Raw genomic sequence first — 24,823 nt, 5'->3', positions numbered from 1 at the left:
CGACCGTATCGAAGAAGCGCGGCCATTTCGCCCAGTCGGCCGCGGCGAGCCCTGCCGTCCCGTCTAGCAATGCCTGTCAGCGAAGCGGCGACCCGTGGTGTGCCGGGTACGCGTGGATCAGGGCAGTGGCCAGCTTGGGAACCGCGTGGGTCAGCTCGTGCTCGGCATCGTGAGCGATGCGATGCGCCTCTGCCAAGTTGACCTCGGGGTCCACGTCCAGCTCGACATCGGCGTGCAGTCGATGGCCGATCCAGCGCATCCGCACACTGCGGACTGACCGGACACCAGGGCGGGTGGCCAGCGTTTCCTCGGCGATCTCGACCAGTCGCGGATCCACACCATCGAGCAAGCGGCGGAACACATCACGCACAGCACTGCGCAGCACTGCGAGGATCGCCACGGTGATCAGCAAGCCGATGATGGGGTCGGCCAGAGGGAATCCCAGGGCAACGCCTCCGGCGCTCAGAAGAACAGCCAGCGACGTGAAACCATCGGTACGGGCGTGCAGGCCGTCGGCGACCAGGGCGGCCGAGCCGATGCGACGCCCAACGCGGATCCGGTAGAGCGCGACCCATTCGTTGCCGATGAAGCCGACGAGCCCTGCCAGGGCAACCCACCCGAGGTGGGCTATCGGTTGCGGATGGATCAGCCGCATGACGGCCTCATAGCCCGCGACGATCGCGGACAGGGCGATCATCGCGACGACGAAGAGTCCGGCGAGATCCTCGGCGCGACCGAACCCGTAGGTGTAGCGACGGGTCGCGGCCCTCGTGCCCAAGGCGAATGCGATCCACAGCGGCACTGCCGTGAGTGCGTCGGAGAAGTTGTGAATGGTGTCGGCGGCCAGTGCCACCGACCCCGAGATCACGACGACGATGATCTGAGCGATGGCGGTGGTGCCGAGCACCACCAGGCTGATCTTGACGGCGCGAATGCCGGCTGCCGACGACTCGAGGGCGCTGTCCACGCTGTCGGCACTGTCGTGGGAGTGCGGCGCGAAGATCTCCTTGACCACGCCACTCAAACCACCGCGGTGAGTGTGTGAGTGGCCATCAGCATGGCCCCCGTCGTGGTCGTGCCCGTGACCTGCGGCAGCCACCCGGGCCTCATGGGTCATGACTGGCGCCCGTCGCCGTTCATCGTGTCGGGGTGCAGTGCCGCGAGTTCGGCGGCGTTGCGGTGATGACCCGGCACACCAGGGCCGGCGTGCTCGGCATTGAAGACCGCATCGGTGACCAGTTGCCCGATGTGGTCGTTGTCGAGGCTGTAGTAGATGGTCGTGCCCTCGCGGCGGGTGCGGACCAATCGGGCCATCCGCAGCTTCGCGAGATGCTGCGACACCGACGGCGCGGGCTTGCCGATATGCGCGGCCAGGTCATTGACCGACAGCTCCCGACTGGTCAATGCCCACAGCACCTGCACGCGGGTCGCATCGGCCAGCATCCGAAACACCTCGACCACCAGATCGACTTGATCATCGGGCAGCCGCCGGGTGCAAGCACCCGTATCTGCATTCATACGCAGATAATAGCGCTGCTCGGCTCAGCCCATCAACGTCGCCGCGACGGTGGCTCCCAGATTCCAGCACGCCTCGAGGTCGGCCTTCGAGGGTTTACCCGACACGACGACCGTCTGGGCAGCCTGTTCCCAGCCCAGCGCGCCGGTGATGCCCGCCAACGCGCGCTCTGCCCCCTCGGTGCCCTCGTTACCGTGCAGGTACAGGCCGAACGGACGTCCCCGCGTCGAGTCGAGGCACGGGTAGTAACAGACGTCGAACGCATGCTTGAGTGCGCCGCTCATGTACCCCAGATTGGCCGGCGAACCAAGCAGGTAGCCATCCGCCTCCAGCATCTCGACGGGTGACACCGTGAGCGCGGGACGCCGCACGACATCGACACCCTCGATATCGGGGTCGGTGGCACCGGCCAGCACTGCCTCGAACATCTCCTGGCAGTGCGGGGATGGCGTGTGGTGCACGATCAGCAGCGTCTTCACGGCCGGTCGCGCTCCATCTCGACCGCCCTCTTCATCGTCTCGCGCGCCCGGCCCCGATCGCCGGCGTAGTCGTAGGCGCGCGCCAGCCGATACCACCGTCGCCAGTTGTCGGGGTCGCTCTCGAGTTCGGCCCGCACCGAGTCGAACAACGCGTCGGCGGCCTGTCGCTCGATCCGTCCCGACGGACGTCGTGGCAAGTCACTGACATCGAGTTCCATTCCCTCATCGCGCATCTCGCGCGCGAGCCGCTGGTGGGTGAACCCTGCGCGCAGGGTCGCAACCATGGCCCACAGCCCGACGATGGGCATGAGGAATATCGCGGCACCGAGTCCGATCGCGGCGGGTTCCCCCGAGGCGATCAGGAGCACACCCGTGCGTCCGAGGAGCCCGAAGTAGACGACGAGCGCCAGACACATGAAGCCGATCAGGATCTGGATGCGCAGGGCCCGCGCGCCGTCGGAGTTCACGACAGGTCGAGGAGCGGTTCTATGCCGATGGTCAGACCCGGCCGCTTGGCGACGTTGCGCACCGCGAGCAGCACGCCGGGCACGAATGACGTGCGATCCAGGCTGTCGTGCCGGATCGTCAACGTCTCGCCCTGCGTGCCGAAGATGACCTCCTGATGCGCGACGAGGCCGGCCACGCGCACCGAGTGCACCGGAATCCCGTCGACGTCCGCGCCGCGAGCGCCCTCGAGTCCCGTGCTGGTGGCATCGGGGTTGGGCGCCATCCCCTTTCGGGCCTCCGCGATCAGCCGCGCGGTCCGGGTCGCCGTACCCGACGGCGCATCGGCCTTGTGCGGATGATGCAGCTCGATGACCTCGACCGACTCGAAGAAGCGGGCCGCCTGCCTGGCGAACTGCATGGACAGCACCGCTCCGATGGCGAAGTTCGGGGCGATGAGGACCGATGTCCCGGGCTTGGCCGCCAGCCACTGCTCGATCTGGGCGATGCGCTCGTCGGTGAACCCGGTGGTGCCCACGACCGCGTGAATCCCGTTGTCGATGAGGAACTTCAGGTTGTCCATGACGACGCTGGGGTGGGTGAAGTCCACGACGACGTCCGTCTTGTTCTCGGTGAATCTGCTCAGCGGATCACCGGCGTCGACACCCACCGAGAACGTCAGTTCCTCCGCGGCCTCCACGCCGTCCACGATCGTGGATCCGACCTTGCCCTTTGCACCCAGCACACCCACTCGCATGACTGCGAGCCTAGTCGGCGGCGGGGGCGGAGTTCGGCACACCTTCCCACCAGCCCGTCGCACCGATTGCCCGCGGAGCCGCGGCCGTCCGCCCTAGCATCAGCCGAATGCGTGGCTCCAAGATCCTCATCACAGGCCCCACCGGGCAGGTCGCTGCTCCCCTCGCCACGGCGCTGGCCGCGGACAACGAGGTGTGGGGCATCGCCCGTTTCACCGACTCCGCGGCGCGCGCCGAACTGGAACGGGCCGGAATTCGGTGCGAAACGGTCAATCTGGCCGCGGGCGACTTCTCCGGCATCCCGTCCGACTTCGACTATGTGCTCAACCTCGCCGTGGCCAAGAGCGGAAGGTGGGACAAGGACCTGGCCGCGAATGCGGAGTCGGTGGGGCTGCTCATGGCGCACTGCGCCGACGCGACGGCGTTCCTGCACTGCTCCTCGGCGGCCGTCTACGACCCGCCGGACGACGAGCCGCGAGCCGAGAACGCGGCGCTCGGCGACAACCACAAGGCGCTGTTCCCGACGTACTCGATCTCGAAGATCGCCGGTGAGGTGGTGGCGCGGACGATGGCACGTGCGCTCGGCGTGCCCACGATCATCGCGCGGCTCAATGTCCCGTACGGCGACAACGGCGGGTGGCCGTTCTACCAGATGGAGATGATGCTCGCCGGCGTCCCGATCCCGGTGCCGCCGGGTGGTCCGGCCCGGTACAACCCGATCCACCAGGACGACATCATCGCGATGCTGCCGAGGCTGCTCGAGGCCGCGTCGGTACCGGCGACCACCGTCAACTGGTGCGGCGAGCAGACCGTCAGCCTGCAGGAGTGGTGCGACTACATCGGATCGCTCGTCGGTCGGGAACCCATATTCGAAGTCAGTGACCAGGCGCTGCGGGGCGGACCCACCGACACCACCTTGTTGCGTGACCTCGCCGGGCCGAGCACCGTCGACTGGCGTGACGGCATCCGGCGGATGGTGGCGAAGTTTCACCCCGAGCTGGTGGCTGACTGACGCCGCTGCCCCGCGACTACTGCCCGCCGAGTTCGACGACGGCCGCCTGCGCCTCGCCCAGTTCGGCCGTCGCCGCCTCGACCCGGTCGGCAGTCGTTCGCGCGGCGCGGTTGGCGGCGTCGAGTGCGTGCTCGGCCGCGTTCACCTCGTGCTCGGCCGCGTTCAGCTTCTCCAGCAGTTCCTCGTAGTGACGGCGGGCGGTGGCGACCTTCCTCTCGCTGTCGGTGACGGTGAGGCGCACACCTTCTTGGGCCGCCCTGGCCACCTCGACCTCGGCGGCTGCGGCGTCGCACCGCGCTCTGGCGGCCTCGAGGTCCGCCTCGCTGCTCCCGTCGGCGTCGGGTTCTTGCGGCCGCGGCTTTCGCGAGGGGGCTGGCGCATTTCGCGGTGATGACGAGACGGACTCGGACACCCCGAAATCCCCGAAACCCGACCACTGCTCGGCCTTGGCGAGTCGACCCAGCCGGCCCGCCACCTCCGCATCGGCGATTGCTGCTTGCAGTGTCGCGGTGACATCGTCGCGGAGCGCGGCGGATACGACCGCGATGTCAGCCGACGCGAACGCGCCGTCCACCAGTTCGTGAACGAGTCTCCTGTGCCCACTGCTCAGTTCGCGGATCTGCGCGCCGTTCATCTCGGCGTGCGCGGTCCGAAGTGCATCGCCCACCTCAGCCATCCGGTGTTGCGCGGCAGGGTCGCAACGGATGAAGTGGTTCACCACCCAGGCCGCCACCGTGGGCCGACGCGCGGCGGCGATGACCTTGGCGGCCTCGGCGTCCCCACGCTTGCGCGCCGCCGCGGCCAACTCCTTGCGCAGCGCCGTGAACTCCTCTGGCCGCACGCCGTAGAGGGTGTCGAGGTCTTCGTCGAGGTCCTTCTCGACGTTCACCGCACGACTCGCATGGCCGCAGCCTAGTGTTCCGCAACCCCCCGTCACACCGGTGACGCACCGCGCAGATGCTCGAAGATGAGGGATGTTTGGGTGCCCGCCACGTCGGCGTCGGAGTTGAGGTTCTCCACCACGAATGCGCGCAGATCGTCGGTATCGCTGGCCGCCACGTGGATGAGGAAGTCCTCGGCGCCGGCCAGGAAGTAGACGTCCATCACCTGCGGACGCCGCCGCACGTTCTCGATGAAGCTGCGAATCTTGCCGCGCGCGTTGGCCTGCAGGCTGACCGAGATCATCGCCTGCAGCGACAATCCGATCGCGGCGGGATCGATGTCGGCATAGAAGCCGCGAATGACGCCGAGGTCCTGAAGCCGTCGCACCCGCCCGTGACACGTCGAGGCGGCGATGCCGACGGCCTCGGCCAGTGCGCTGTTCGACATGCGGGCGTCGAAGTGCAGCGCGGTCAGGATGCGACGGTCGGTGTCATCGAGGTCAGCCGGTCGAACATCCTTCGATGCACGCGACTCGCCGCCGACAGGATCCGATGATTGTTCACTCATCACACAAGTTTATCGAAGTTTCATCATCCCTATTGCTACACGGTCGATGTTTCTTCACAATTTAGGAAGTTCAACATCAAATCCAAGGAGCGATCATGCGCGTCGGAATCCCGACCGAGATCAAGAACAACGAGTACCGCGTCGCCATCACCCCCGCCGGTGTCGCCGAACTGACCCACCGTGGTCACGAGGTACTCATCCAGTCCGGCGCGGGCGAGGGTTCGGCGATCTCGGACGCTGACTTCAAGCGTGTCGGTGCGCAGCTGATCAACAGCGCCGACGAGGTGTGGGCCGAGGCGGATCTGCTGCTGAAGGTCAAGGAGCCCATCGAGGCCGAGTACAGCCGCCTGCGCGGGGGCCAGACGCTCTTCACCTACCTTCACCTTGCAGCCTCGAAGCCGTGCACCGACGCCCTGATTGCGTCCGGCACCACGTCCATCGCCTACGAGACGGTTCAGACCGCCGACGGCGCGCTTCCCCTGCTGGCACCGATGAGCGAGGTCGCGGGTCGGCTCGCGGCACAGGTTGGCGCCTACCACCTGATGCGCACGCACGGCGGCCGCGGCGTCCTCATGGGCGGCGTTCCCGGCGTCGCGCCCGCCAACGTCGTGGTGATCGGCGGCGGCATGGCCGGCGACAACGCCGCTGCCGTCGCCAAGGGCATGGGTGCCCGCGTCACCGTCTTCGACCTCAACATCAACACGCTGCGCAAGATCGACGCCGAGTACGGCGGCAGCATCGAGACGCGCTACTCATCGCGCCTCGACTTGGAGGACGCGGTCAAGGAAGCCGATCTGGTGATCGGCGCGGTCCTGGTGCCCGGCGCGAAGGCGCCCAAGCTCGTCACTAATTCGACTGTCTCGCACATGAAGCCGGGTGCCGTGCTCGTCGACATCGCCATCGACCAGGGTGGCTGCTTCGAGGACTCCCGTCCCACCACGCACGACGACCCGACGTTCGCCGTGCACGACACCGTGTTCTACTGCGTGGCCAACATGCCGGGCGCGGTGCCGCGGACGTCGACCTATGCGCTGACCAACTCGACGCTGCCGTATGTCCTCAAACTCGCCGACAAGGGCTGGAAGGCCGCCTGCGCCGCTGACGCCGCGCTGGCAAGGGGACTCTCGACGCACGAGGGTGCGCTGCTGTCCGAGCAGGTCGCCGCCGACCTCGACATGCCGTTCACCGACCCGGCGAGCCTGCTGGCCTGAGTCTTCTCTCCGACTCGCCCGGTCGGTGTCCACGTGACACCGGCCGGGCGATGACCTTTTTGACACCTGTCAAGTACGGTGTGGGCATGACCCTCGCAGACGTGCTTCCCGATGCGCCGACCACCACCGCGGACGCCCTTGACCTCTTCGATGCGTCGCCAGCCGTCAGCACGGAGTTCATGCTCGGCACCTGGCACGGTGACGAAATGCCCACCGATCATCCGTTGGACGGGATGCTTGCCGCCAGCGGCTGGTGGGGCAAGCAGTTCGTCGACGGGGAAAACGTTCACCCACTGTTGTTTCCGACGAGGGACCGCGGGGCACTGTGGGCAGTCAACCCCGTGCTGGCGTTCAGTGGCCTGGGACTGGCGACCCGAATCCCGGCGGTGAAGAACCAGAACCTCCGAGGGGCGGTCAACGCCCTCTCCCCTGTCCTCAGGACGCGTACGGCGAAGGCCCGGCTGCGGACGACGCGCTACCGCGACGTCGACACGGCGACGATGATCTACGACCAACTGCCGATCAACGACGTCTTCCGCAGACTCGACGGTGTGGCCGGGGCCGATGCGGTCATCGGCGCGATGGACCTGCGCGGCCTGACCCGTCCGTACTTCTTCGTGCTGCGGCGAGACGACTCGCTTCGCCTGCGTTAGCCCGGTGCGCGGGGTTTAGCTCGCACCCGACTGGGTCAGATGGGGCACCAGCAGTGCTGCCAGTTCACCGATCATCGGCCGCAACGTCTCCGCGTCGGGATCATCGGTACGGGTTCGCGTCATGATCGCCAGCAGTAGGCGCTGGCCGTCGGGCCCATAGGCGATGCCGACGTCGTTGCTGCTGGCGTAGTCACCGCTGCCGGTCTTGTCCGCGGTCGTCCACCCCTGGGGCAACCCGGCGCGCATGCTCGAGGTCTCGTTGGCGCGCATCCAGGCTTCGAGTTGGTCGCGCTGCGGCAGTGCGAGCGCGTCACCGGTGAGTAGGTTGCTAAATCCGGTACCGAGTCCGCGCGGCGTGCTGGTGTCGCGCAGATCGCCCGGGATCGCGGAGTTCAACTCGATCTCCCAGCGGTCCAGCCGGGCGGCGTCATCACCAATGGTGCGCGCGAAATCGGTTATGCGCGAAGGGCCTCCGATGATGCGCAACAGCCAGTTAGCCGCCGCATTGTCACTACGCTGCAGCGCCGCCTGGCACAGTTGCGCGATCGTCATGTTCGCGCCGACCCGGGCCTGGGTGATCGGCGAGTTAGGCAGGATGTCGGAAGCCTCGATCGTCACCTCATCGGTGAGTTTGAGTTCACCGTGCTGAGCCTTCTGCAGAACTCGCGCAGAGGCGTAGGCCTTGAACGTCGAGCACATCGCGAAGGGGTCATCGGCGCGGTGCGCCACCGAGCGACCCGAGCCCAGATCGGTGGCGAAAACCCCCGCGTAGGCGTCGTACTTGTCCTCCAGCGCGCCGATCCGCTCCTCGATTCCAGGTAGCGGCGCAGTGGGCTTGGTCGGCGCCGGCGTCGGCTCCGTCGAGCAGGCGGCGAGCGCGACCAGCGCACCACCGCCGATCAGCAGGCTGCGACGCGACGCCTGCATCAGCTTGCCAGGGTGCGCAGCTGCCGGGGAAGGGAACGCTTACCGCGGTGCGGTCCCAGGACAGCCGCACCGTAGGGGCGGGTGAGCAGTTGGCGCGCAATGAGATTGACCTCATCCAGCGTGACGGCCTCGATCTGCGCCAAAGCCTCCGGGATGCTGCGGTGGCTACCGTAGTTCAACTCGAGACGGCCCAGTCGATGCATCCGTGAACCCGAGTCCTCCAATCCGAGCACCAGCCCACCGCGCAGCGAGCCCTTGGCAATCCGGCATTCATCCTCGGTGATGCCATCGCGCGCAACCTCTTCGAGCACGTCGGTGGTCACCCGCACCACCTCGTCGAACCGTTCGGGCAGACAGCCCGAGTAGACCGAGAGTGCGCCGGCGTCGGAGAACGTGTCGATAGTCGAGTACACCGAGTACGCCAAGCCACGCGTCTCCCGGATCTGTTGGAACAGGCGCGAACTCAGGCCGCCTCCGAGGGCACCGTTGAGCACTGACAGCGCCCAGCGGTGCTTCCAGTGCCTGCCGGGGGTGCGGACACCGAGGAACATGTGGGTCTGCTCGGTGTCCCTACCGACCATGTGCAGGCTGGGTGTGCCCGGCACGCGACCGGCACCCTTACGGGGCGCCACTGGCTCCCGGTGATCGGCCAGTCGCTCACCGAAGTGCTTGCGCGCCAACCTGACAACGTGGCCGTGGTCGACATTGCCCGCCACTGCCAGAACCATCCGTTCCGGGGTGTAGCGCCGCACGTGAAACGAGTGCAGCTGCGCGCGGGACATGTCCGAGACCGACTCGATACTGCCGATGACGGGCCGGCCCACGGGATGATCGCCGAACATCGCCGACAGGAAGACATCCCCCAGGGTGTCCTCGGGGTCGTCGTCGCGCATGGCGATCTCCTCGAGCACGACGTCGCGCTCGACCTCGACGTCGTCGGCCGCACAACGACCGCGCAACACGACGTCGGCGACCAGATCGACCGCGAGTTCGATGTCGGTGTCGAGCACGTGTGCGTAGTAGCAGGTGTGCTCGCGCGCAGTGAACGCGTTCAGTTCGCCGCCAACGGCGTCGACCGACTGCGCTATGTCGACGGCAGAACGTGTCGGCGTCGACTTGAACAGCAGGTGTTCGAGAAAGTGGGCGGCGCCGGCCACGCTTGGTCCCTCATCGCGTGACCCGACGCCCACCCACAGCCCGACTGATGCCGAGTGCACCGACGGGAGAAACTCGGTGACGACGCGCAACCCTCCGGGGAGGGTTGTGCGCCGTACCGAATCAGTTGGTTGCGGTCGCGGCATCTGCGGGCGCTGCAGCCGAATCCGAGGATTCAACCTCGCCTGCACCATCCGTGGGGGTGGCGGCAGCTTCGTCTTCAGCGACCAGGACCAGCGAGATCTTGCCGCGGTTGTCGATGTCGGCGATCTCCACGCGGAGCTTGTCACCGACCTTCACGACATCCTCGACCTTGTTGATGCGCTTGCCGCGGCCGAGCTTGGAGATGTGCACCAGCCCGTCGCGACCCGGCAGCAGCGAGACGAATGCACCGAAATCGGTTGTCTTGACCACGGTTCCGAGGAACCGCTCACCGATCTTGGGCAGCTGCGGGTTGGCGATGGCGTTGATCAGATCGATCGCTGCCTGCGCCGACTCGCCGTTGGACGCGCCGACGAACACCGTGCCGTCGTCCTCGATGGAGATCGAGGCGCCGGTCTGCTCGGTGATCGAGTTGATCATCTTGCCCTTGGGCCCGATGACCTCGCCGATCTTGTCGATCGGCACCTTGATCGTGGTGATCCGCGGTGCGAACGGGCTCATCTCGTCGGGCTCGTCGATGGCCTCGGCCATGACCTCGAGAATCGTGATGCGGGCGTCCTTGGCCTGAGCCAGCGCGGCGGCCAGCACCTGCGACGGGATGCCGTCGAGCTTGGTGTCGAGCTGCAGCGCGGTGACGAACTCCTTGGTGCCTGCGCACTTGAAGTCCATATCACCGAACGCGTCCTCGGCTCCGAGGATGTCGGTCAGGGTGACGAAGCGACGCTCGGTGCCGCCGCCCTCGAGCTCGACGTCATCGGACACCAGGCCCATCGCGATACCCGCGACGGGTGCCTTCAACGGCACACCGGCGTTGAGCAGCGACAGCGTCGAGGCGCAGACCGAGCCCATCGAGGTCGAGCCGTTGGAGCTGAGTGCCTCCGAGACCTGACGGATGGCGTACGGGAACTCCTCGATGCTCGGCAGCACCGGCATGAGCGCACGCTCGGCGAGCGCGCCGTGGCCGATCTCGCGCCGCTTGGGCGAGCCGACGCGGCCCGTCTCACCGGTGGAGAACGGCGGGAAGTTGTAGTGATGCATGTAGCGCTTGGACGTCTCCGGCCCCAGCGAGTCGATCTGCTGGGCCATCTTGACCATGTCCAGCGTGGTGACACCCATGATCTGGGTCTCGCCGCGCTCGAACAGCGCACTGCCGTGTGCCCGCGGGATGACGGCGACCTCGGCCGACAGCGCACGGATGTCGGTAACGCCACGGCCGTCGATGCGGAAGTGGTCGGTCAGGATTCGCTGGCGAACCAGCTTCTTGGTCAGCGAGCGGTAGGCCGCGCCGATCTCCTTCTCACGCCCGGCGTAGGTCTCGCCCAGGCGCTCGAGCACCTCGACCTTGATCTCGTCGGTGCGAGCGTCGCGGTCAGCCTTACCGGCGATCGCCAGTGCCTTGGACAGCTCGTCGGTGGCCACCGAGGACACCGCGTAGAACACGTCGTCCTGGTACTCGGGGAAGACCGGGTAGTCGGCGGTCGGCTTGGCGACGGCGTCGGCCAGCTCCTGCTGGGCTGCGCACAGCGCGGCGATGAAAGGCTTGGCAGCCTCGAGGCCCTCGGCCACGACGCTCTCGGTGGGCGCACCGGCACCGCCCGCGATGAGGTCGATGACGTTATCGGTGGCCTCGGCCTCGACCATCATGATCGCGACGTCGTCGGCGGTCTTGCGGCCCGCGACGACCATGTCGAACACCGCACCCTCAAGCTGCTCGACGGTCGGGAACGCGACCCACTGGCCGTCGATCAGGGCGACGCGCACGCCGCCGACGGGGCCGGAGAACGGAATCCCCGAGATCTGGGTCGACGCGGACGCGGCGTTGATCGCCAGCACGTCGTACAGGTCCTTGGGATCCAGGCTCAAGATGGTGACGACGACCTGGATCTCGTTGCGCAGCCCGGAGATGAAGGTGGGGCGCAGCGGCCTGTCGATCAGGCGGCAGGTCAGGATGGCGTCGGTGGAGGGGCGGCCCTCGCGACGGAAGAACGAGCCGGGGATGCGACCCGCGGCGTACATGCGCTCTTCGACGTCGATCGTCAGCGGGAAGAAGTCGAAGTGATCCTTCGGCTGCTTGCTGGCCGTCGTCGCCGACAGCAGCATGGTCTCGTCGTCCAGGTAGGCGACGACGGAGCCGGCGGCCTGCTTGGCGAGGCGTCCGGTTTCGAAGCGAATGGTGCGGGTGCCGAAGCTCCCGTTGTCGATGACGGCGGTGGTTTCGAAGACGCCGTCTTCGATTTCAGTTGCAGACATACGTGTGTCAGACCTCTTTGATTCTCGTGTTCATCTGTTTCGCGTCATCACGTACGAGAACCCGGGAATCCTGACGGCCGTCGATCGAAGCGGCCGGTTACAGGCACCGGCAGCCACTACCGAAGACCGCCCATGCGAGCGGGCGCTCGTCGTGACGCACTGGAGCGGTCGCGCGATCATGCGCGAGTCGCACCTCTATGTTCGAGCCGCATTGCGCCCCAAAACACGTCTATGTTACACCGCGGCAATTGCCCGACCCGCGGTGTCGGTCGAAGACCGACCGCCTCAGGCCACATCCTCGACACACACCGTGAACTGGCGTTCGTCGTACGGATAGCCCAGGCCGCTGGTGCACTGGTCGGCGCTGGCCACGTCGTGCAGGATCTGTGTGGCGCGCTGGCGATTCGAAGCCGACGCGTCATCGCAGTCGACGCGCACCGGGTCGGTGGCGTTCTCCGGGTCGATGCTCATGCAGCCACCGACCACCCAGTCGATGTCCATGCAGATCGTGGGCCCGGAGCCGCTGAACGAACTGCGCGTCGAGTAGTAGGAGTCGACGTCGGCGGGACACCCGTCGGTGTTGTCGACGGTGGCCACCACCTTGAAGTTCGATGCCGGGCTGCCGCAGTCGACCTTGCTGGTCTCTGGCCGGTCAGGGGGTCCACCGACCTTGAGGCAATCACCCACAGCCATGTCCGCCGCCGCAGCCGATGAACAACCGGGCAGAACGGCGACGGCCACTGCGGCGGCGAGCGCCGCTGCGACTGTGCGCAGGTGTCGTGGAGCCAACTGCGTCAGCGACGCAGGCCCAGGCGCTCGATCAGCGAGCGGTAGCGCGCGACGTCGACCTTTGCCACGTACTTGAGCAGGCGGCGACGGCGACCCACGAGGAGCAGCAGCCCACGACGCGAGTGGTGGTCGTGCTTGTGCATCTTGAGGTGCTCGGTCAGGTCGGAGATCCGCTTGGTCAGCATCGCCACCTGCGCCTCAGGCGAACCGGTGTCGGTCTCATGCAGACCGTACGAGGCCAGGATTTCCTTCTTCTGCTCGGTTGTGAGCGCCACGAAACTACTCCATCTATCGGTCCGCGAGGGGATGGTGAAAAGGGCACGGCCACCGCGAACTGCAGCACGTGCCGGGTCGCCGGAAAGTCTAACAGCGACCTGGCGATTAGAAGGAATCGCGCAGGATCGACCTGGCCCTGGCGGTATCGGCGTCCATCGCGGTGATCAGATCCTTGGCCGAATCGAACTTCTCCTGCCCGCGGATCCTGGCCACGAAGTCCACGGCGACGTGCTGGCCGTACAGGTCGGCCTCGGCGTCCAGAACGAACGCCTCCACGGTGCGGGTGCGGCCGGAGAACGTCGGGTTGGTGCCGACCGACACCGCGGCCTGGTAGCGCTCACCCGGCGTCACGGTGCCCATCACGGGACCGTGCCCCAGCACGGTGAACCAGGCGGCGTACACGCCGTCAGCGGGGATCGCCGAGTACATCGGCGGTGCGACGTTGGCGGTGGGGAATCCGAGCACTCGGCCGCGACCGTCGCCGCGGACGACGACGCCCTCCACCCGGTGCGGGCGGCCCAGCGCCTCGGTGGCCGCCGCCATGTCGCCTGCGTCCACGCACGAGCGGATGTAGGTCGACGAGAACGTCACCGTCTCGTCGCGGTGATGCTCGGATACCAGCGAGATGCCCTCGACGGCGAAGCCGAACCGCTCACCGGCCCTGCGAAGCATCGCAACGTCACCCGCCGCCTTCTTGCCGAAGGTGAAGTTCTCCCCCACCACGACCTCGACGACGTGCAGTCGCTCGACGAGCAGCTCGTGGATGTAGCGCTCCGGCGTCAACTTCATGAAGTCGGTGGTGAAGGGCATGACGAGGAAGACATCAACGCCCAGTTCCTCGACCAGCTCCGCACGCCGGGTCAAAGTGGTGAGCTGGGCGGGATGGCTTCCGGGGAAGACCACTTCCATCGGATGCGGATCGAACGTCATCAACACGGCCGGGACACCCCGCGTTCGGCCTGCCTTCACGGCATGGTTGATGAGTTCTGCGTGTCCACGGTGAACTCCGTCGAACACACCGATGGTGACGACGCATCTGCCCCAGTCCGTGGGGATCTCGTCCTGCCCCCGCCAGCGCTGCACATCGACAAGGGTACGGCTCAATGGTGTCGGTGGGCGCGCTGGATCCCCCCGTTGAGGTGATGATTGCCTAAACTCAGTAATCGTGAGTCCTGAAAGCAACCCCCGCGATCTGTCGTCGGTCGCACAGGACTACCTGAAAGTCATCTGGACAGCCCAGGAGTGGTCCCGCGAGAAGGTCAGCACGAAGATGCTGGCCGAGCGTCTCGGGGTGTCGGCCAGCACGGCGTCCGAGTCCATCCGAAAGCTCGCCGATCAGGGCCTTGTCGATCACGAGAAGTACGGTGCCGTCACGCTCACCGATGCCGGCCGGCAGGCCGCGCTGGCGATGGTCCGCCGCCACCGTCTGATGGAGACCTTCCTGGTCAACGAACTCGGCTACAGCTGGGACGAGGTCCACGACGAGGCCGAGATCCTCGAGCACGCGGTGTCCGATCTGATGTTGACGCGCATCGACGCCAAGCTGGGTCACCCCACCCGCGACCCGCACGGCGACCCGATCCCCGCCGCGGACGGCCGCGTGCCCACCCCCGACGCCCGCCAGCTGTCGGTGTGCCGCGACGGCGACGCGGGGACCGTCGCGCGGATATCCGACTCCGATCCGGAGATGCTGCGCTACTTCGACAGCGTCGGTATCAGCCTGGACTCCCGGCTGCGGGTGGTGGCCCGCCGCGACTTCGCCGGAATGATCTCGGTCGCCATCGAGCCCGCCGACGGGGCGGATGCCACCACAGTCGATCTGGGCAATCCCGCCGCCGAGGCCATCTGGGTGATCGCCTAACCCCCTACGCTGACAGGTCAGCGGCGCGACGACCCTCATGCAGATTTCGACGACAGATCCGCGAGATCTGCATCAGCGTCGCGCTCACCGGCAGGACACGACACTGATGCAGAAGTCGGCGCCTGGGCATATGCCTAACCCCCTACGATCCGTGGATGGCGAAACTCGAGTTGTCCCGCAAGCTCGCACTCTCCCCCGAACAGGCGTGGGCCCACGCCTCGGATCTGGCCGAGTTGGGCGACTGGCTGTGCATGCACCAGGGGTGGCGCTCGGAGCTACCCACCGAGCTTGAGGTCGGCACGACGATCGTCGGGGTGGCGGGCGCCAAGGGGATGCGCAACCGCGTCACGTGGACCATCAAGAAGTTCGATCCCCCAGCGCTGCTGGAGATCACGGGTGACGGCGTCGGCGGCACGAAGTACGCGTTGACGCTGAAGGTGACTCCCAGCAAGGAGGGTTCCACCTTCAGCGTGAAGATCGACCTCGGCGGTGCACCGCTGTTCGGGCCCATCGGCATGGCCGCCGCCCGCGCGGTCAAGGGTGACATCGAGCGCTCGATCAAGAGGTTCGAGGAGCTGTACGTCTAACTCCCCGTGCGACCCCCCCGCGCGCTACAGCGTGGCGGGACGGATCACGACGACCGACTTGGTGCGCGCGCCGTCGTCGCGCAGCAGCGCGATGACGTCACCGTCGGGTGCCGTCGCCGCGTAGATGCCGTCGATACCCGCCGGGGCCATGGCTCTGCCGTGTCGCGCCGACTCCGCCTCGTGCGCGGTGAGGTCGCGGCGTGGGAAGGCCAGCAGGCAGGCCGCGTCGAGCGGGTAGCTCAACCGCGGGCCGTCGGCGAGGTCATCGAGCGTGCGTGACTCCCCCAAGCCAAAACGGCCGACGCGGGTGCGCCGCAGTGCCGTCAGGTGGCCACCGACGCCCACCGCCGTGCCGACGTCACGCGCCAGCGCCCGAATGTAGGTGCCCGAGGAGCAGTCCACGTCCACGTCGACGTCGACGAAATCACCCGCGCGTCGAACGGCGGTCACATCGAACCGGTCAATGCGGACGGGGCGCGCCGCCAGCTCGACGGTCCTGCCCTCGCGTGCCAGCTTGTAGGCCCGCTCACCGTCGACCTTGATCGCGCTCACCGCCGAGGGGATCTGCGCGATGTCGCCGCGCAGTGCGGCGACCGCAGCACCGATCGCCGCATCGGTGACGTGACCCGCCGGAACCGTCTGCAGCACTTCGCCTTCGGCGTCCTCCGTCGAGGTCGTCTGACCGAGCCTGATCGTTGCCGCATACGACTTGTCGGTCGCGGTGAGCAGGCCGAGGATCTTGGTGGCGCGCTCGATGCCCACGACGAGAACACCTGTCGCCATGGGATCCAGCGTGCCCGCGTGCCCGACCTTGCGGGTGCCGAAGATGCGCCTGCACCGCCCGACAACGTCGTGGCTGGTCATGCCACCGGGTTTGTCGACGATCACCAGACCGGGTTCGGGTGCGCTCACAGCACTATCGCCGTCAGCACCAGACCGTCACGCACCGACCAGCGTCCACGCAGCGTGTTCAGCGGGGGTCCGGACTCCGCGGACGGATCGATGAGGACACGGGACTGAAACGTTCCCGCCGCACCCGAGCCGTCCACGTCGAAGCCGATGTGGGCGTCCTCGAAGCCAAGCCAGCGATGCGTCAGCGGGAACCAGGCCTTGTAGGTTGCCTCCTTGGCGCAGAACAGGATTCGATCCCAATGCAGATCGGCGGGCAGCGCGGCCAGCTCATGGCGTTCGACTGGCAGGCTCACGGCGTCGAGGACCCCCTTGGGCAGCTCGCCATGCGGTTCGGCGTCGATGCCGACCGAACGGATGTCACCCGCACGGCCGACCACCGCGCCCCGGAAGCCATCACAGTGCGTCAGGCTGCCGACGATGCCGTCGGGCCAGCACGGTTCACCCTTGTCCCCCTTGAGGATCGGCACCGGCGGCACGCCGAGCTCAGCGAGCGCCTGCCGCGCGCAGTGGCGCACGGTGACGAACTCGTTGCGCCGCTTGGCGACCGAGCGCGCGACGAGCGGCTCCTCCTCGGGCAGTGGCACCAGACCCTCAGGGTCGGAGTACAACTCGGCCGCAACGACCGCATCGGGTAGCACACCGGACAGCAGCCTGCTCGTCACTGGCCGAACCTCCGGTTCGAGATGCGCTGCTGCATGCGCTGCGCGTTCTCGCGCATCTCCGGCGTGATCTCGAAGTGCCCGCCGAAGTCGTTGAGGTAGCCCGGCGGGTACTTCGGGTCGGGCAGGATCTGACGCATCCACCGATAGGGCTTGCGACGCCGCCACTCTCGCGGGTAACCCACCGAGACCTCTTCGAACCGCACACCGTCGTAAAAGGTGGTGCGCGGGATATGCAGATGGCCGTAGACCGAGCAGATCGCGTTGTATCGGGTGTGCCAGTCGGCGGTGGCGGTGGTGCCGCACCACAGCGCGAACTCCGGGTAGAACATCGCGTCACACGGTTCGCGGACCATCGGGAAGTGGTTCACCAGGACCGTCGGGGTCATCCAGTCCAGCTCTTCGAGCTTCTTGCGGGTGGACGCGACCCTGTCGCGGCACCAGGCGTCACGGGTGGCATAGGGCTCGGATGACAGCAGGAACTCGTCGGTGCCGACGATGTTGCGCTCACGGGCCACGGCCAGCCCCTCGGCCTTCGTCGCCGTGCCCTCGGGCAGGAACGTGTAGTCGTAGAGCAGGAACATCGGCACGATGGTGGCCGGTCCACCCTCCTCGTTCCACACCGGGAACGGGTGCTCGGGAGTGACGATGCCCATCTCGTCGCACATATTGACCAGGTAGTCGTAGCGGGACCGGCCGAATATCTGCATCGGATCCTTGTTGGTGGTCCACAGCTCGTGGTTGCCCGGCACCCAGATCACCTTCGCGAACCGCTTGCGCAGCAGGTCCAGCGACCACCTGATGTCATCGGTGCGTTCGGCGACGTCACCGGCAACAATCAGCCAGTCGTCGGGGGTGGCCGGAAACAGCGACTCGGTGACGGGTTTGTTGCCCGTGTGCCCGATGTGAAGGTCGCTGATCGCCCATAGAGTCGGGTGACGGTGTTCCCGTGACGTCGCAGACACAACTGCCCAGCCTACTTGCGCTCGCCGGCCGTGTTCACCGGGCAACTAGAACATGTTCTGATTTACTCACCTTGCGGCGCCTACAGACTTGTAGACTCCCCGCAGTGACCGACCAGCGCGAGGGAGTCCAATGACCACCAAACTGCGTCTGCTGTCAGCGATGTGTGCGCTGATCGCGGCGGTGGCCGTGGTCTGGCAGACCGAGCCGACCGCCGCGAACAGCGCCGACGGGGTCGATCTGCGTTCCACGTCCATACCCCTGACCGGCGCTTCTGCGACCATCAAGTGGCCGGTCATCGAGACGGTGGACCCCAAACCGTTCGATCCCTGCAAGGAGATCCCGCTCGACGTGATCGGGCGCATCGGCCTGGGCTTCACGCCGCCGATCCCCGAGGACGGGCTGCGGTGCCACTACGACGCGGGCAACTACCAGATGGCGGTCGAGGCGTTCGTCTGGCGAACCTTCGAGCAGACACTGCCCCCTGACGCGGTTCAGCTCGACATCCAGGGCCACCGCGCCGCCCAGTTCTGGATCATGAAGCCGACTGACTGGAATGACCGCTTCTGGGTGACCTGCATGATCGCCTTCAAGACCAGCTACGGCGTTCTCCAGCAGTCGCTGTTCTACGCGCCGGACTACTCGGCCACTGACGTGGACTGCCTCCAGACCAACTTGCAGCGCGCCAACGAACTGGTGCCGTATTACAAGTTCTGATCGTCTCGAATGAGCCCCAAGAGCGTCGCCCTTAACGCACTGGGCCGAGCTCTTCGCCTCCCGCCGCAGACGACGGGGTTCACCGTGCGCCGCGGTGTGAGCGTGCCGATGCGCGACGGGGTGGCGCTGCTCGCCGATCACTACGTACCCGACACCGCCACCCCGGCCGGGACCCTGCTGGCGCGCTGTCCTTACGGTCGCGGATTCCCGTTCTCCGCGCTGTTCGGCAGCGTCTACGCCGCGCGCGGGTATCACGTGGTGTTCCAGAGCGTGCGCGGCACGTTCGGCTCCGGCGGTGAGTTCACCCCGATGGTCAACGAGGTGGCCGACGGCGCCGACACCGTCGCATGGCTGCGCGAACAGCCGTGGTTCACCGGATCGTTTGCGACCATCGGGCTGTCCTACCTGGGCTTCACCCAGTGGGCGCTGCTGGTCGACCCACCACCGGAGCTGACGACCGCCGTGATCTGCGTTGGTCCCCACGACTTCAACGCCGCGACGTGGGGCACCGGATCATTCGCCCTCAATGACTTCCTCGGCTGGAGTGACGCCGTCTCCCACCAGGAGGACCCCGGTTTCGGTGAGTTCGTGCGGCGGGTGAGGTCGCGTCGCGGCCTCGCCAGGACCGCGATCCAGGTACCGATGGGTGCATCGGGCCGCGGCCTGCTCGCCACGGGTGCACCCTGGTGGGAGTCGTGGGTGGAGCACTCCGACTCAGACGATGCGTTCTGGGAACCCATGCGGCTTGGCGCGGCCCTGGACCGTGTCGACGTCCCGGTCCTGCTGTTCAGCGGCTGGCAGGATCCGTTCCTCGAGCAGTCCCTCGCGCAGTACACGCGCCTCCGGGATCGCGGCGTACCCACCGCGTTGACGGTGGGCCCGTGGACACATGCCCACCTGACGACGAAGGGTGCCCCCACGGTGCTGCGCGAGTCGTTGGCGTGGCTGGACACTCACCTCGCCGGCGGGGCCGCGGTGCCACGCAGCCCGGTGCGCGCCTACGTCAACGCCACCGGCTGGACCGAGCTCCCCGCCTGGCCGCCTCCTATGGGCGAGTCGGTGCTGTACCTGCAACCCGCGCACCGGCTTTCGGAGGATCAGCCCGATGCCGGCACGACGCCGTCGACGTTCACCTTCGACCCCGCCGACCCGACACCGACCATCGGCGGCAGGTTGCTCTCCCCCGACGCCGGCTACCGCGACGACAGTGCGCTTGCCCGACGGGCCGACGTCGTGGATTTCACCGGGGATCCGCTACCAGCCGACCTGTACGTGGCCGGCTCGCCGGTCGTGGAACTGGCGCACTCCTGTGACAATCGGTTCAACGATGTCTTCGTCCGGCTCAGCGAGGTCGACGGCAAGGGCCGATCCCGCAATGTCAGCGACGGATACGTCAGGCTCACAACCGATTCCGGCACAGTCCGACTCGAGCTCGACGCCGTGGCCCACCGCTTCTCGGCTGGTTCGCGGATCAGGATTCTGGTGGCGGGCGGCTCCCACCCGCGTTTCGCCCGCAACCTCGGCACCGACGAGCCGCCTTCCTCGGGCAGCACCATGAGGACCGCGACGCACAGGGTGCACCACGGCGAGGGCGGAATGTCACGCCTGGTCCTGCCGTCGGGTTCGATGCCCCCGTCAGGCGACTGAGTCACGCACCCGGTCGGCGACAGCCTGCAGCGCGTCATCGTCGTGGACTGGCTCGCCCCACTGCGGTTCGACAGGTAGGTCCACCCAGCTCGTGCACCCGGCGAAGTCGGGGGTGCGCTCCAGGATGAGCGGCGCGTGTAGCGGTATCGCCGAGACGACCAGCACCGTCAACCGGTGTCGGGGCCGAAAGTCCAGCCGCTCGGCGCGTACCGACTCCGGTGTCCAGATGTGCAGGTCGGCGATCTCGGCGATCCGCTCGGGCTGGTTGACGCTGATGGCGGCAACGACCTTTGCACCGGCCCGAACCGTCACTGCGCTCTCGGTGCTGTCCGGTGCGGCCACCTCGAGCAGATCGCGATGCTCGGGACGCACCCGATCGGCGTGGCCGTGGGCGATCGTCGGGAAGAACAGGAACTCCGACGCGTCGAGGGCGAAGCGCTTCTCCCCGATACCGCCCTTTCGGAGCAGCACTGTCTGGCGGCCGTCGAGCATCGCGTGTACGGCCGCGCTCCACTCCTTGAGCGCAGGCGTGCTCACCTGGGTGCTAGCCCCTGGCGGCGATCCGCGCCCGGACCTCGGGGCGGCGGAGCGGCGGCACCGTCTTCGGCGGCTGCCGCCGGGGCGGCAGGACCGACAGCAGGCGCATGGTCGTCGCGGTGACCTCGGCGACGGCGGTCTCGAACGCGTCCTCGTTGGCCGCGGTCGGACGGGTGATACCGCTGACCTTGCGGACATATTGACGCGAGGCGGCCTCGATCTCCTCCGTGGTGGCGGCAGGTTCGAGGCCGCGCAATTCGGTGATGTTCCGGCACATGGGACCCAGGATAGGCCAGCTCGAGATGCCGGATACCGTGAGCAGATGACCGATCCCGTCCTGCTGATCGACACCACCGACCGCGTGCGCACGCTGACGCTGAACCGCCCGCAGTCCCGAAACGCGCTGTCGAGGGATCTGCGGACCGCGTTCTTCGCGGCGCTGCGCGACGCGGAGGCGGACGACGATGTCGACGTGGTGATCCTGACCGGTGCCGACCCCGTGTTCTGCGCCGGTCTGGACCTGAAGGAACTCGGCGACAGCACCGAACTGCCCGATATCTCCCCCAAATGGCCGGCGATGCGCAAACCGGTGATCGGTGCCATCAACGGTGCCGCGGTGACGGGCGGGCTGGAGTTCGCCCTGTACTGCGACATCCTGATCGCCTCGGAGAAGGCCAGCTTCGCCGACACGCACGCCCGTGTCGGCCTGCTTCCCACGTGGGGGCTGAGCGTTCGGCTCCCTCAGAAGGTAGGCATCGGGATGGCGCGCCGAATGAGCCTGACCGGTGACTACCTGTCGGCAGACGACGCCCTGCGCGCCGGCCTGGTCACCCAGGTCGTCTCCCACGACGATCTGTTGCCGACCGCCAGGGCCGTCGCCGCCTCGATCGTCGGCAATAACCAGCGGGCGGTCAGGGCATTGCTGGAGTCCTACCACCGCATCGACGAACAGCAGACCAGCGCCGGACTGTGGATCGAGGCCCAGTCCGCCACGCAGTGGATGCGGGAGACCAGCGGCGACGATATTGCCGCCAGCCGCTCTGCGGTGATGGAGCGCGGGCGCAACCGGGCGCGTTGACTCCGCGTAGGGGACCGCAGGCCAATGCCGAAGCCGCCGCCGCGGCGTGCGACGGCGGCTTGGCCTGGGCCCGCTAGCGTTCCAAGTCCGCCGCGACGACTTCCTTCACCTTGGCCACGTTGAAGCGGCCCTCATAGATCGGCCCCTGACCAGTCGTTGGACCCTGGTACTGCAGGAACAAGATCCGGCACCCGTTCTCAGTCTTCATCTCGTACTCGAAGTGCGGATCCTGCATGTACACCAGATCGCCGGCACGCAGGACTGTCTCGCCGTATTCGCACTCCCCCTCGATGACGTACCACATCTGGGCGAAATCGTGCTTGTGCAGCGGGAATCCGGACCCCGGAAGGTAGTTGATGATGCCGGCGTTGGGCTGAGTCGGATCCTCATCTGAGGGGTGGAACACCATCTGCGTGGTGTTCTTGAACCGGCCCATCTTCGGTTCTGTGTCGTCGGGGCGACGGATGATCGGCGCATTGTGGGTCTTCATGGCCTCTGTCGCGGTCAGCAGCTTCTCGGCGGTGGACACTTTCACTGATCCCTCTCTTGTGCGGGTGCTCAGAACGCCATGGGGAAATCGACATCAACTCTCATTCGAGATTCGACACTCATTACCCATCGTTCAGCTATACTGAACACTGTTCCAATTACAGTCAGAGCATGGCACGCACTTCCAGCGCCGGTCAACCAACATTCGTTGGCAGGGTGAGAAATTGCCCCAAATTCATGTGGTTGACCTCACACGGTTGGTCTGCCATGCTTCGTTCCGTCAAACAGAATGGTGTTCAGCAGTGCCGAACAGTAACCCACCCCGGTCTCGATCAGTGGAGCGTGCCTTGTCCATCCTTTGCGAACTCGCCAAAGACGACTCCCCCGTGGGCATCAGCGACTTGTCGCGACGCACCGGCTGCTCGAAGAGCACGGTGTACTTGAGCCTGCAGACGATGCGCGCGATGAACTTCGTGGTGCAGGATCCGGGTACCGAGCGCTACGGACTCGGGCTGGCGGCCGCTCAGTTGGGCGGGGCCGCCCGCGATAACTCCCGCCTGGTCACCGCGCTCTCGGACCCCATGAGCGAACTCGCGGCACGGTCATCAGAAGCCGTGTCGCTCGGCGTCCGAACCGCGGACGAAGTTCTGTTCGTCAAGCGTTTCGAAACGTCACACGCGCTGGGTACCAGCATTCGCGAAGGCACCCGAATGCCGTTGCACACCTCGGCAGCTGGGAAAGCCATCCTGATGGGCCTCACCGACGAGGAACTCATGACGATGTTCCCCGACGAGTCCCTGCCTGTGGAGGGCAGCAATGTCGTTGGCAGCCGCACGGAACTGCTCAGTCAACTCGCCACCGCGCGTGAGGTTGGCTACGCAACCAGCGAGGACGAATGGCGTGCCGGCGTTTCAGCGGCCGCGGTGCCGATCGTGATCGGCGGCGAGATCGTCGGATCGGTCTCGATCGCAGGTCCAACGTCACGCTTTCGAGCGTCGCTTTGGGTCAACGACCTACTGGCGCTGGCGCGCCCACTCCACAATCCCGGACCCGACACCGCACCGAACACCAAGAAGGAGCAGGAATGAGCCACTCGCTGGCCGTGACCAATATCGGAACGCTGATGTCCGGGGACATCGAGGCACCCATTGCGGCGGCCGACACCGTTCTCATCGTGGACGGCCTGATCACTGGAGTCGGCGCGCGATCCGACTTCTCCGCCGACAGGTGGCTGGATGCGGCGGGAGCCACTGTGCTTCCAGGACTCATTGACAACCACATCCACCCAGTCGTCGGCGACTACACCCCGCGGCAGTCACAGGCCGACTTCCTCAGCGGGTTCGTGCACGGCGGCGTCACCTCGGCGGTCTCTGCGGGTGAGGTGCACACCCCCGGCCGGCCGACCGACCCGGCGGGCACCTGCGCTCTGGCGGTGCTCGCCCACAAGGCCTTCGCCAAGTTCCGCCCCGGTGGAATCCGCGTCTACGGGGGTGCCGTCCTTCTCGAGAACGGCCTAACCCGTGAGCATTTCGTGGAGATGGCCGCCGAGGGCGTGCACCTCGTCGGCGAGATTGGGATCTCGGGTGTACAGGACCCCGAGCAGGCCGCGGAGATGACCAGATGGGCGCAGGCGGCCGGGATGACCGTGACGGTCCACGTCGGCGGGAAATCCGTTCCGACCAGCCGCACCATCGACGGCGCGTTCTGCGCGCAGGTCATGCCTGACGTCGCCGCACACGTCAACGGCGGCCCCACAGCACCGGCCCTGGACGATGTGCGGACCATCCTCGATCAGACGAGCGCCGCAGTCGAGCTGGTATACAACGGTAATCAGCTTGCCGCCGTTGAGGTCTCACGGATGCTGGTCGACAGTGGCGAACTCGCTCGGCTTGTGCTCGGGACGGACTCGCCAGCGGGCGCCGGCATCGCCGCGGGCGGAATGCTGCGGCTGATGGCCACGATGTGCTCAATGGCCGATGTGCCGCCGGCAATCGCCGTCGCGACCGCGACCGGCAACACCGCCCGGGTCCGACGGATACCCGGCGGCCGGCTTCGTGTCGGCGAGCGGGCCGACCTCGTCGTCGCCGACGCCCCCGACGGCAGCAGGGCCGACGATATGTCCGCTGCTTTGACGCTTGGCGACACTCCGGCAGTGGCCGCCGTGATCGCCGGCGGCGAGATCGTGGTGCGGCGCAGCCGAAACACCGCTCCACCGCGGCGGGTGCCGCAGTTTCCGCGCGAGGACTTGGTCGCCCACTGACCGTCCAGAACGAATAAGCGCAGTATCCAACAAGA

Annotated in this window: 29 protein-coding genes; 10 read left to right on the top strand and 19 right to left on the bottom strand. The window is 66.9% G+C overall.

Going from position 1 to position 24,823, the window contains the following annotated elements; genetic code table 11:
* Positions 1–76: 76 nt before the first annotated feature.
* From ABIA65_RS23550 to dapB, 5 genes are read right to left on the bottom strand one after another with little or no spacing between them, the layout of a single operon-like run.
* On the bottom strand, positions 77–1,117 hold the full coding sequence (locus ABIA65_RS23550; RefSeq protein ID WP_241399612.1) for a cation diffusion facilitator family transporter: 1,041 nt from the start codon (positions 1,115–1,117) through the stop codon (positions 77–79).
* Positions 1,114–1,518, bottom strand: a complete 405-nt coding sequence (locus ABIA65_RS23545) for an ArsR/SmtB family transcription factor (protein WP_241399613.1) — start codon at positions 1,516–1,518, stop codon at positions 1,114–1,116. Before ABIA65_RS23545 ends, ABIA65_RS23550 begins: the two co-directional genes overlap by 4 nt.
* A gap of 24 nt (positions 1,519–1,542) precedes the next feature.
* The gene (locus tag ABIA65_RS23540) at positions 1,543–1,995 is read right to left on the bottom strand and encodes a flavodoxin family protein (RefSeq protein ID WP_354525061.1); all 453 of its coding nucleotides are present in this window, start codon (positions 1,993–1,995) and stop codon (positions 1,543–1,545) included.
* Positions 1,992–2,411, bottom strand: coding sequence for a tetratricopeptide repeat protein (locus ABIA65_RS23535; protein ID WP_241405723.1), 420 nt, complete (start codon positions 2,409–2,411; stop codon positions 1,992–1,994). Before ABIA65_RS23535 ends, ABIA65_RS23540 begins: the two co-directional genes overlap by 4 nt.
* Positions 2,412–2,458: 47 nt before the next feature.
* A complete protein-coding gene (gene dapB / locus ABIA65_RS23530; RefSeq protein WP_354525060.1) occupies positions 2,459–3,196 on the bottom strand; it encodes a 4-hydroxy-tetrahydrodipicolinate reductase in 738 nt (245 codons plus the stop codon).
* A gap of 107 nt (positions 3,197–3,303) precedes the next feature.
* On the opposite strand from dapB, the gene ABIA65_RS23525 reads away from it, so the two are divergent.
* Positions 3,304–4,206: an NAD-dependent epimerase/dehydratase family protein gene (locus ABIA65_RS23525; protein ID WP_241399624.1), complete on the top strand. Its 903-nt coding sequence runs from the start codon at positions 3,304–3,306 to the stop codon at positions 4,204–4,206.
* Between the two features lie 16 nt (positions 4,207–4,222).
* On the opposite strand, the gene ABIA65_RS23520 is transcribed toward ABIA65_RS23525, so the two are convergent.
* Together ABIA65_RS23520 and aldR are read right to left on the bottom strand one after the other, a co-directional pair.
* Positions 4,223–5,095 carry a hypothetical protein gene (locus ABIA65_RS23520; protein WP_354525059.1) on the bottom strand — a complete coding sequence of 291 codons (873 nt, stop codon included), beginning with the start codon at positions 5,093–5,095 and terminating at the stop codon, positions 4,223–4,225.
* Between the two features lie 44 nt (positions 5,096–5,139).
* Positions 5,140–5,655, bottom strand: coding sequence for an HTH-type transcriptional regulator AldR (gene aldR, locus ABIA65_RS23515; RefSeq protein ID WP_241399626.1), 516 nt, complete (start codon positions 5,653–5,655; stop codon positions 5,140–5,142).
* 95 nt (positions 5,656–5,750) lie between these two features.
* Between aldR and ald the strand changes: the two genes are divergently transcribed.
* Complete coding sequence (gene ald / locus ABIA65_RS23510) at positions 5,751–6,866, top strand: alanine dehydrogenase (RefSeq protein WP_241399627.1); 1,116 nt, start codon at positions 5,751–5,753, stop codon at positions 6,864–6,866.
* An 86-nt stretch (positions 6,867–6,952) separates the two neighbouring features.
* Entirely contained in the window at positions 6,953–7,519 is a 567-nt protein-coding gene (locus ABIA65_RS23505; protein ID WP_354525058.1) for a DUF4334 domain-containing protein, read from the top strand.
* A 15-nt stretch (positions 7,520–7,534) separates the two neighbouring features.
* On the opposite strand, the gene bla is transcribed toward ABIA65_RS23505, so the two are convergent.
* The 6 genes from bla to ABIA65_RS23475 all read right to left on the bottom strand — a co-directional run bounded on the left by bla (position 7,535) and on the right by ABIA65_RS23475 (position 14,161).
* Complete coding sequence (gene bla / locus ABIA65_RS23500; RefSeq protein WP_354525212.1) at positions 7,535–8,449, bottom strand: class A beta-lactamase; 915 nt, start codon at positions 8,447–8,449, stop codon at positions 7,535–7,537.
* Complete coding sequence (locus ABIA65_RS23495) at positions 8,446–9,747, bottom strand: M16 family metallopeptidase (RefSeq protein WP_241399629.1); 1,302 nt, start codon at positions 9,745–9,747, stop codon at positions 8,446–8,448. Before ABIA65_RS23495 ends, bla begins: the two co-directional genes overlap by 4 nt.
* Entirely contained in the window at positions 9,725–12,013 is a 2,289-nt protein-coding gene (locus ABIA65_RS23490; RefSeq protein WP_241399630.1) for a polyribonucleotide nucleotidyltransferase, read from the bottom strand. Before ABIA65_RS23490 ends, ABIA65_RS23495 begins: the two co-directional genes overlap by 23 nt.
* Before the next feature lie 285 nt (positions 12,014–12,298).
* Entirely contained in the window at positions 12,299–12,787 is a 489-nt protein-coding gene (lppU, locus tag ABIA65_RS23485) for an LppU family putative lipoprotein (RefSeq protein ID WP_371747121.1), read from the bottom strand.
* A gap of 20 nt (positions 12,788–12,807) precedes the next feature.
* The gene (gene rpsO / locus ABIA65_RS23480) at positions 12,808–13,077 is read right to left on the bottom strand and encodes a 30S ribosomal protein S15 (RefSeq protein WP_241399632.1); all 270 of its coding nucleotides are present in this window, start codon (positions 13,075–13,077) and stop codon (positions 12,808–12,810) included.
* A 106-nt stretch (positions 13,078–13,183) separates the two neighbouring features.
* Complete coding sequence (locus tag ABIA65_RS23475; RefSeq protein WP_241399633.1) at positions 13,184–14,161, bottom strand: bifunctional riboflavin kinase/FAD synthetase; 978 nt, start codon at positions 14,159–14,161, stop codon at positions 13,184–13,186.
* Between the two features lie 82 nt (positions 14,162–14,243).
* Here ABIA65_RS23475 and mntR point away from each other — a divergent pair, with 82 nt between their 5' ends.
* Positions 14,244–14,939: a manganese-binding transcriptional regulator MntR gene (gene mntR, locus ABIA65_RS23470; protein ID WP_241399634.1), complete on the top strand. Its 696-nt coding sequence runs from the start codon at positions 14,244–14,246 to the stop codon at positions 14,937–14,939.
* Positions 14,940–15,094: 155 nt separating this feature from the next.
* Positions 15,095–15,526 carry a type II toxin-antitoxin system Rv0910 family toxin gene (locus ABIA65_RS23465; RefSeq protein WP_241399635.1) on the top strand — a complete coding sequence of 144 codons (432 nt, stop codon included), beginning with the start codon at positions 15,095–15,097 and terminating at the stop codon, positions 15,524–15,526.
* Positions 15,527–15,550: 24 nt separating this feature from the next.
* Here ABIA65_RS23465 and truB read toward each other — a convergent pair whose 3' ends face one another.
* Genes truB through pptH form a run of 3 tightly spaced genes read right to left on the bottom strand, consistent with a single transcriptional unit; the run spans position 15,551 to position 18,062 of the window.
* A complete protein-coding gene (gene truB / locus ABIA65_RS23460; RefSeq protein ID WP_354525057.1) occupies positions 15,551–16,438 on the bottom strand; it encodes a tRNA pseudouridine(55) synthase TruB in 888 nt (295 codons plus the stop codon).
* A complete protein-coding gene (gene pptT / locus ABIA65_RS23455) occupies positions 16,435–17,100 on the bottom strand; it encodes a 4'-phosphopantetheinyl transferase PptT (protein ID WP_354525056.1) in 666 nt (221 codons plus the stop codon). The genes truB and pptT overlap by 4 nt, the downstream gene beginning before the upstream one ends.
* The gene (gene pptH / locus ABIA65_RS23450; RefSeq protein ID WP_354525055.1) at positions 17,097–18,062 is read right to left on the bottom strand and encodes an ACP phosphodiesterase PptH; all 966 of its coding nucleotides are present in this window, start codon (positions 18,060–18,062) and stop codon (positions 17,097–17,099) included. Before pptH ends, pptT begins: the two co-directional genes overlap by 4 nt.
* Positions 18,063–18,192: 130 nt before the next feature.
* Between pptH and ABIA65_RS23445 the strand changes: the two genes are divergently transcribed.
* Entirely contained in the window at positions 18,193–18,777 is a 585-nt protein-coding gene (locus tag ABIA65_RS23445; protein ID WP_241399638.1) for a DUF3558 domain-containing protein, read from the top strand.
* A 9-nt stretch (positions 18,778–18,786) separates the two neighbouring features.
* Positions 18,787–20,424, top strand: a complete 1,638-nt coding sequence (locus ABIA65_RS23440) for a CocE/NonD family hydrolase (protein ID WP_354525054.1) — start codon at positions 18,787–18,789, stop codon at positions 20,422–20,424.
* Here ABIA65_RS23440 and ABIA65_RS23435 read toward each other — a convergent pair.
* Together ABIA65_RS23435 and ABIA65_RS23430 are read right to left on the bottom strand one after the other, a co-directional pair.
* Positions 20,413–20,961, bottom strand: coding sequence for a DUF1802 family protein (locus tag ABIA65_RS23435; RefSeq protein WP_354525053.1), 549 nt, complete (start codon positions 20,959–20,961; stop codon positions 20,413–20,415). The genes ABIA65_RS23440 and ABIA65_RS23435 overlap by 12 nt on opposite strands.
* Positions 20,962–20,968: 7 nt before the next feature.
* A complete protein-coding gene (locus tag ABIA65_RS23430) occupies positions 20,969–21,238 on the bottom strand; it encodes a DUF2277 domain-containing protein (protein WP_241399640.1) in 270 nt (89 codons plus the stop codon).
* 45 nt (positions 21,239–21,283) lie between these two features.
* Here ABIA65_RS23430 and ABIA65_RS23425 point away from each other — a divergent pair, with 45 nt between their 5' ends.
* Complete coding sequence (locus ABIA65_RS23425) at positions 21,284–22,039, top strand: enoyl-CoA hydratase (protein ID WP_354525052.1); 756 nt, start codon at positions 21,284–21,286, stop codon at positions 22,037–22,039.
* A 73-nt stretch (positions 22,040–22,112) separates the two neighbouring features.
* On the opposite strand, the gene ABIA65_RS23420 is transcribed toward ABIA65_RS23425, so the two are convergent.
* The gene (locus ABIA65_RS23420) at positions 22,113–22,568 is read right to left on the bottom strand and encodes a cupin domain-containing protein (RefSeq protein WP_241399642.1); all 456 of its coding nucleotides are present in this window, start codon (positions 22,566–22,568) and stop codon (positions 22,113–22,115) included.
* A gap of 199 nt (positions 22,569–22,767) precedes the next feature.
* Between ABIA65_RS23420 and ABIA65_RS23415 the strand changes: the two genes are divergently transcribed.
* A complete protein-coding gene (locus tag ABIA65_RS23415) occupies positions 22,768–23,616 on the top strand; it encodes an IclR family transcriptional regulator (RefSeq protein WP_354525211.1) in 849 nt (282 codons plus the stop codon).
* On the top strand, positions 23,613–24,788 hold the full coding sequence (locus ABIA65_RS23410; protein ID WP_354525051.1) for an amidohydrolase family protein: 1,176 nt from the start codon (positions 23,613–23,615) through the stop codon (positions 24,786–24,788). The genes ABIA65_RS23415 and ABIA65_RS23410 overlap by 4 nt, the downstream gene beginning before the upstream one ends.
* Positions 24,789–24,823 lie beyond the last annotated feature (35 nt).

This window comes from Mycolicibacterium sp. 624, from assembly GCF_040548615.1.
GTDB lineage: Bacteria > Actinomycetota > Actinomycetes > Mycobacteriales > Mycobacteriaceae > Mycobacterium.
This window is presented reverse-complemented; position numbering and strand designations above follow the sequence as displayed.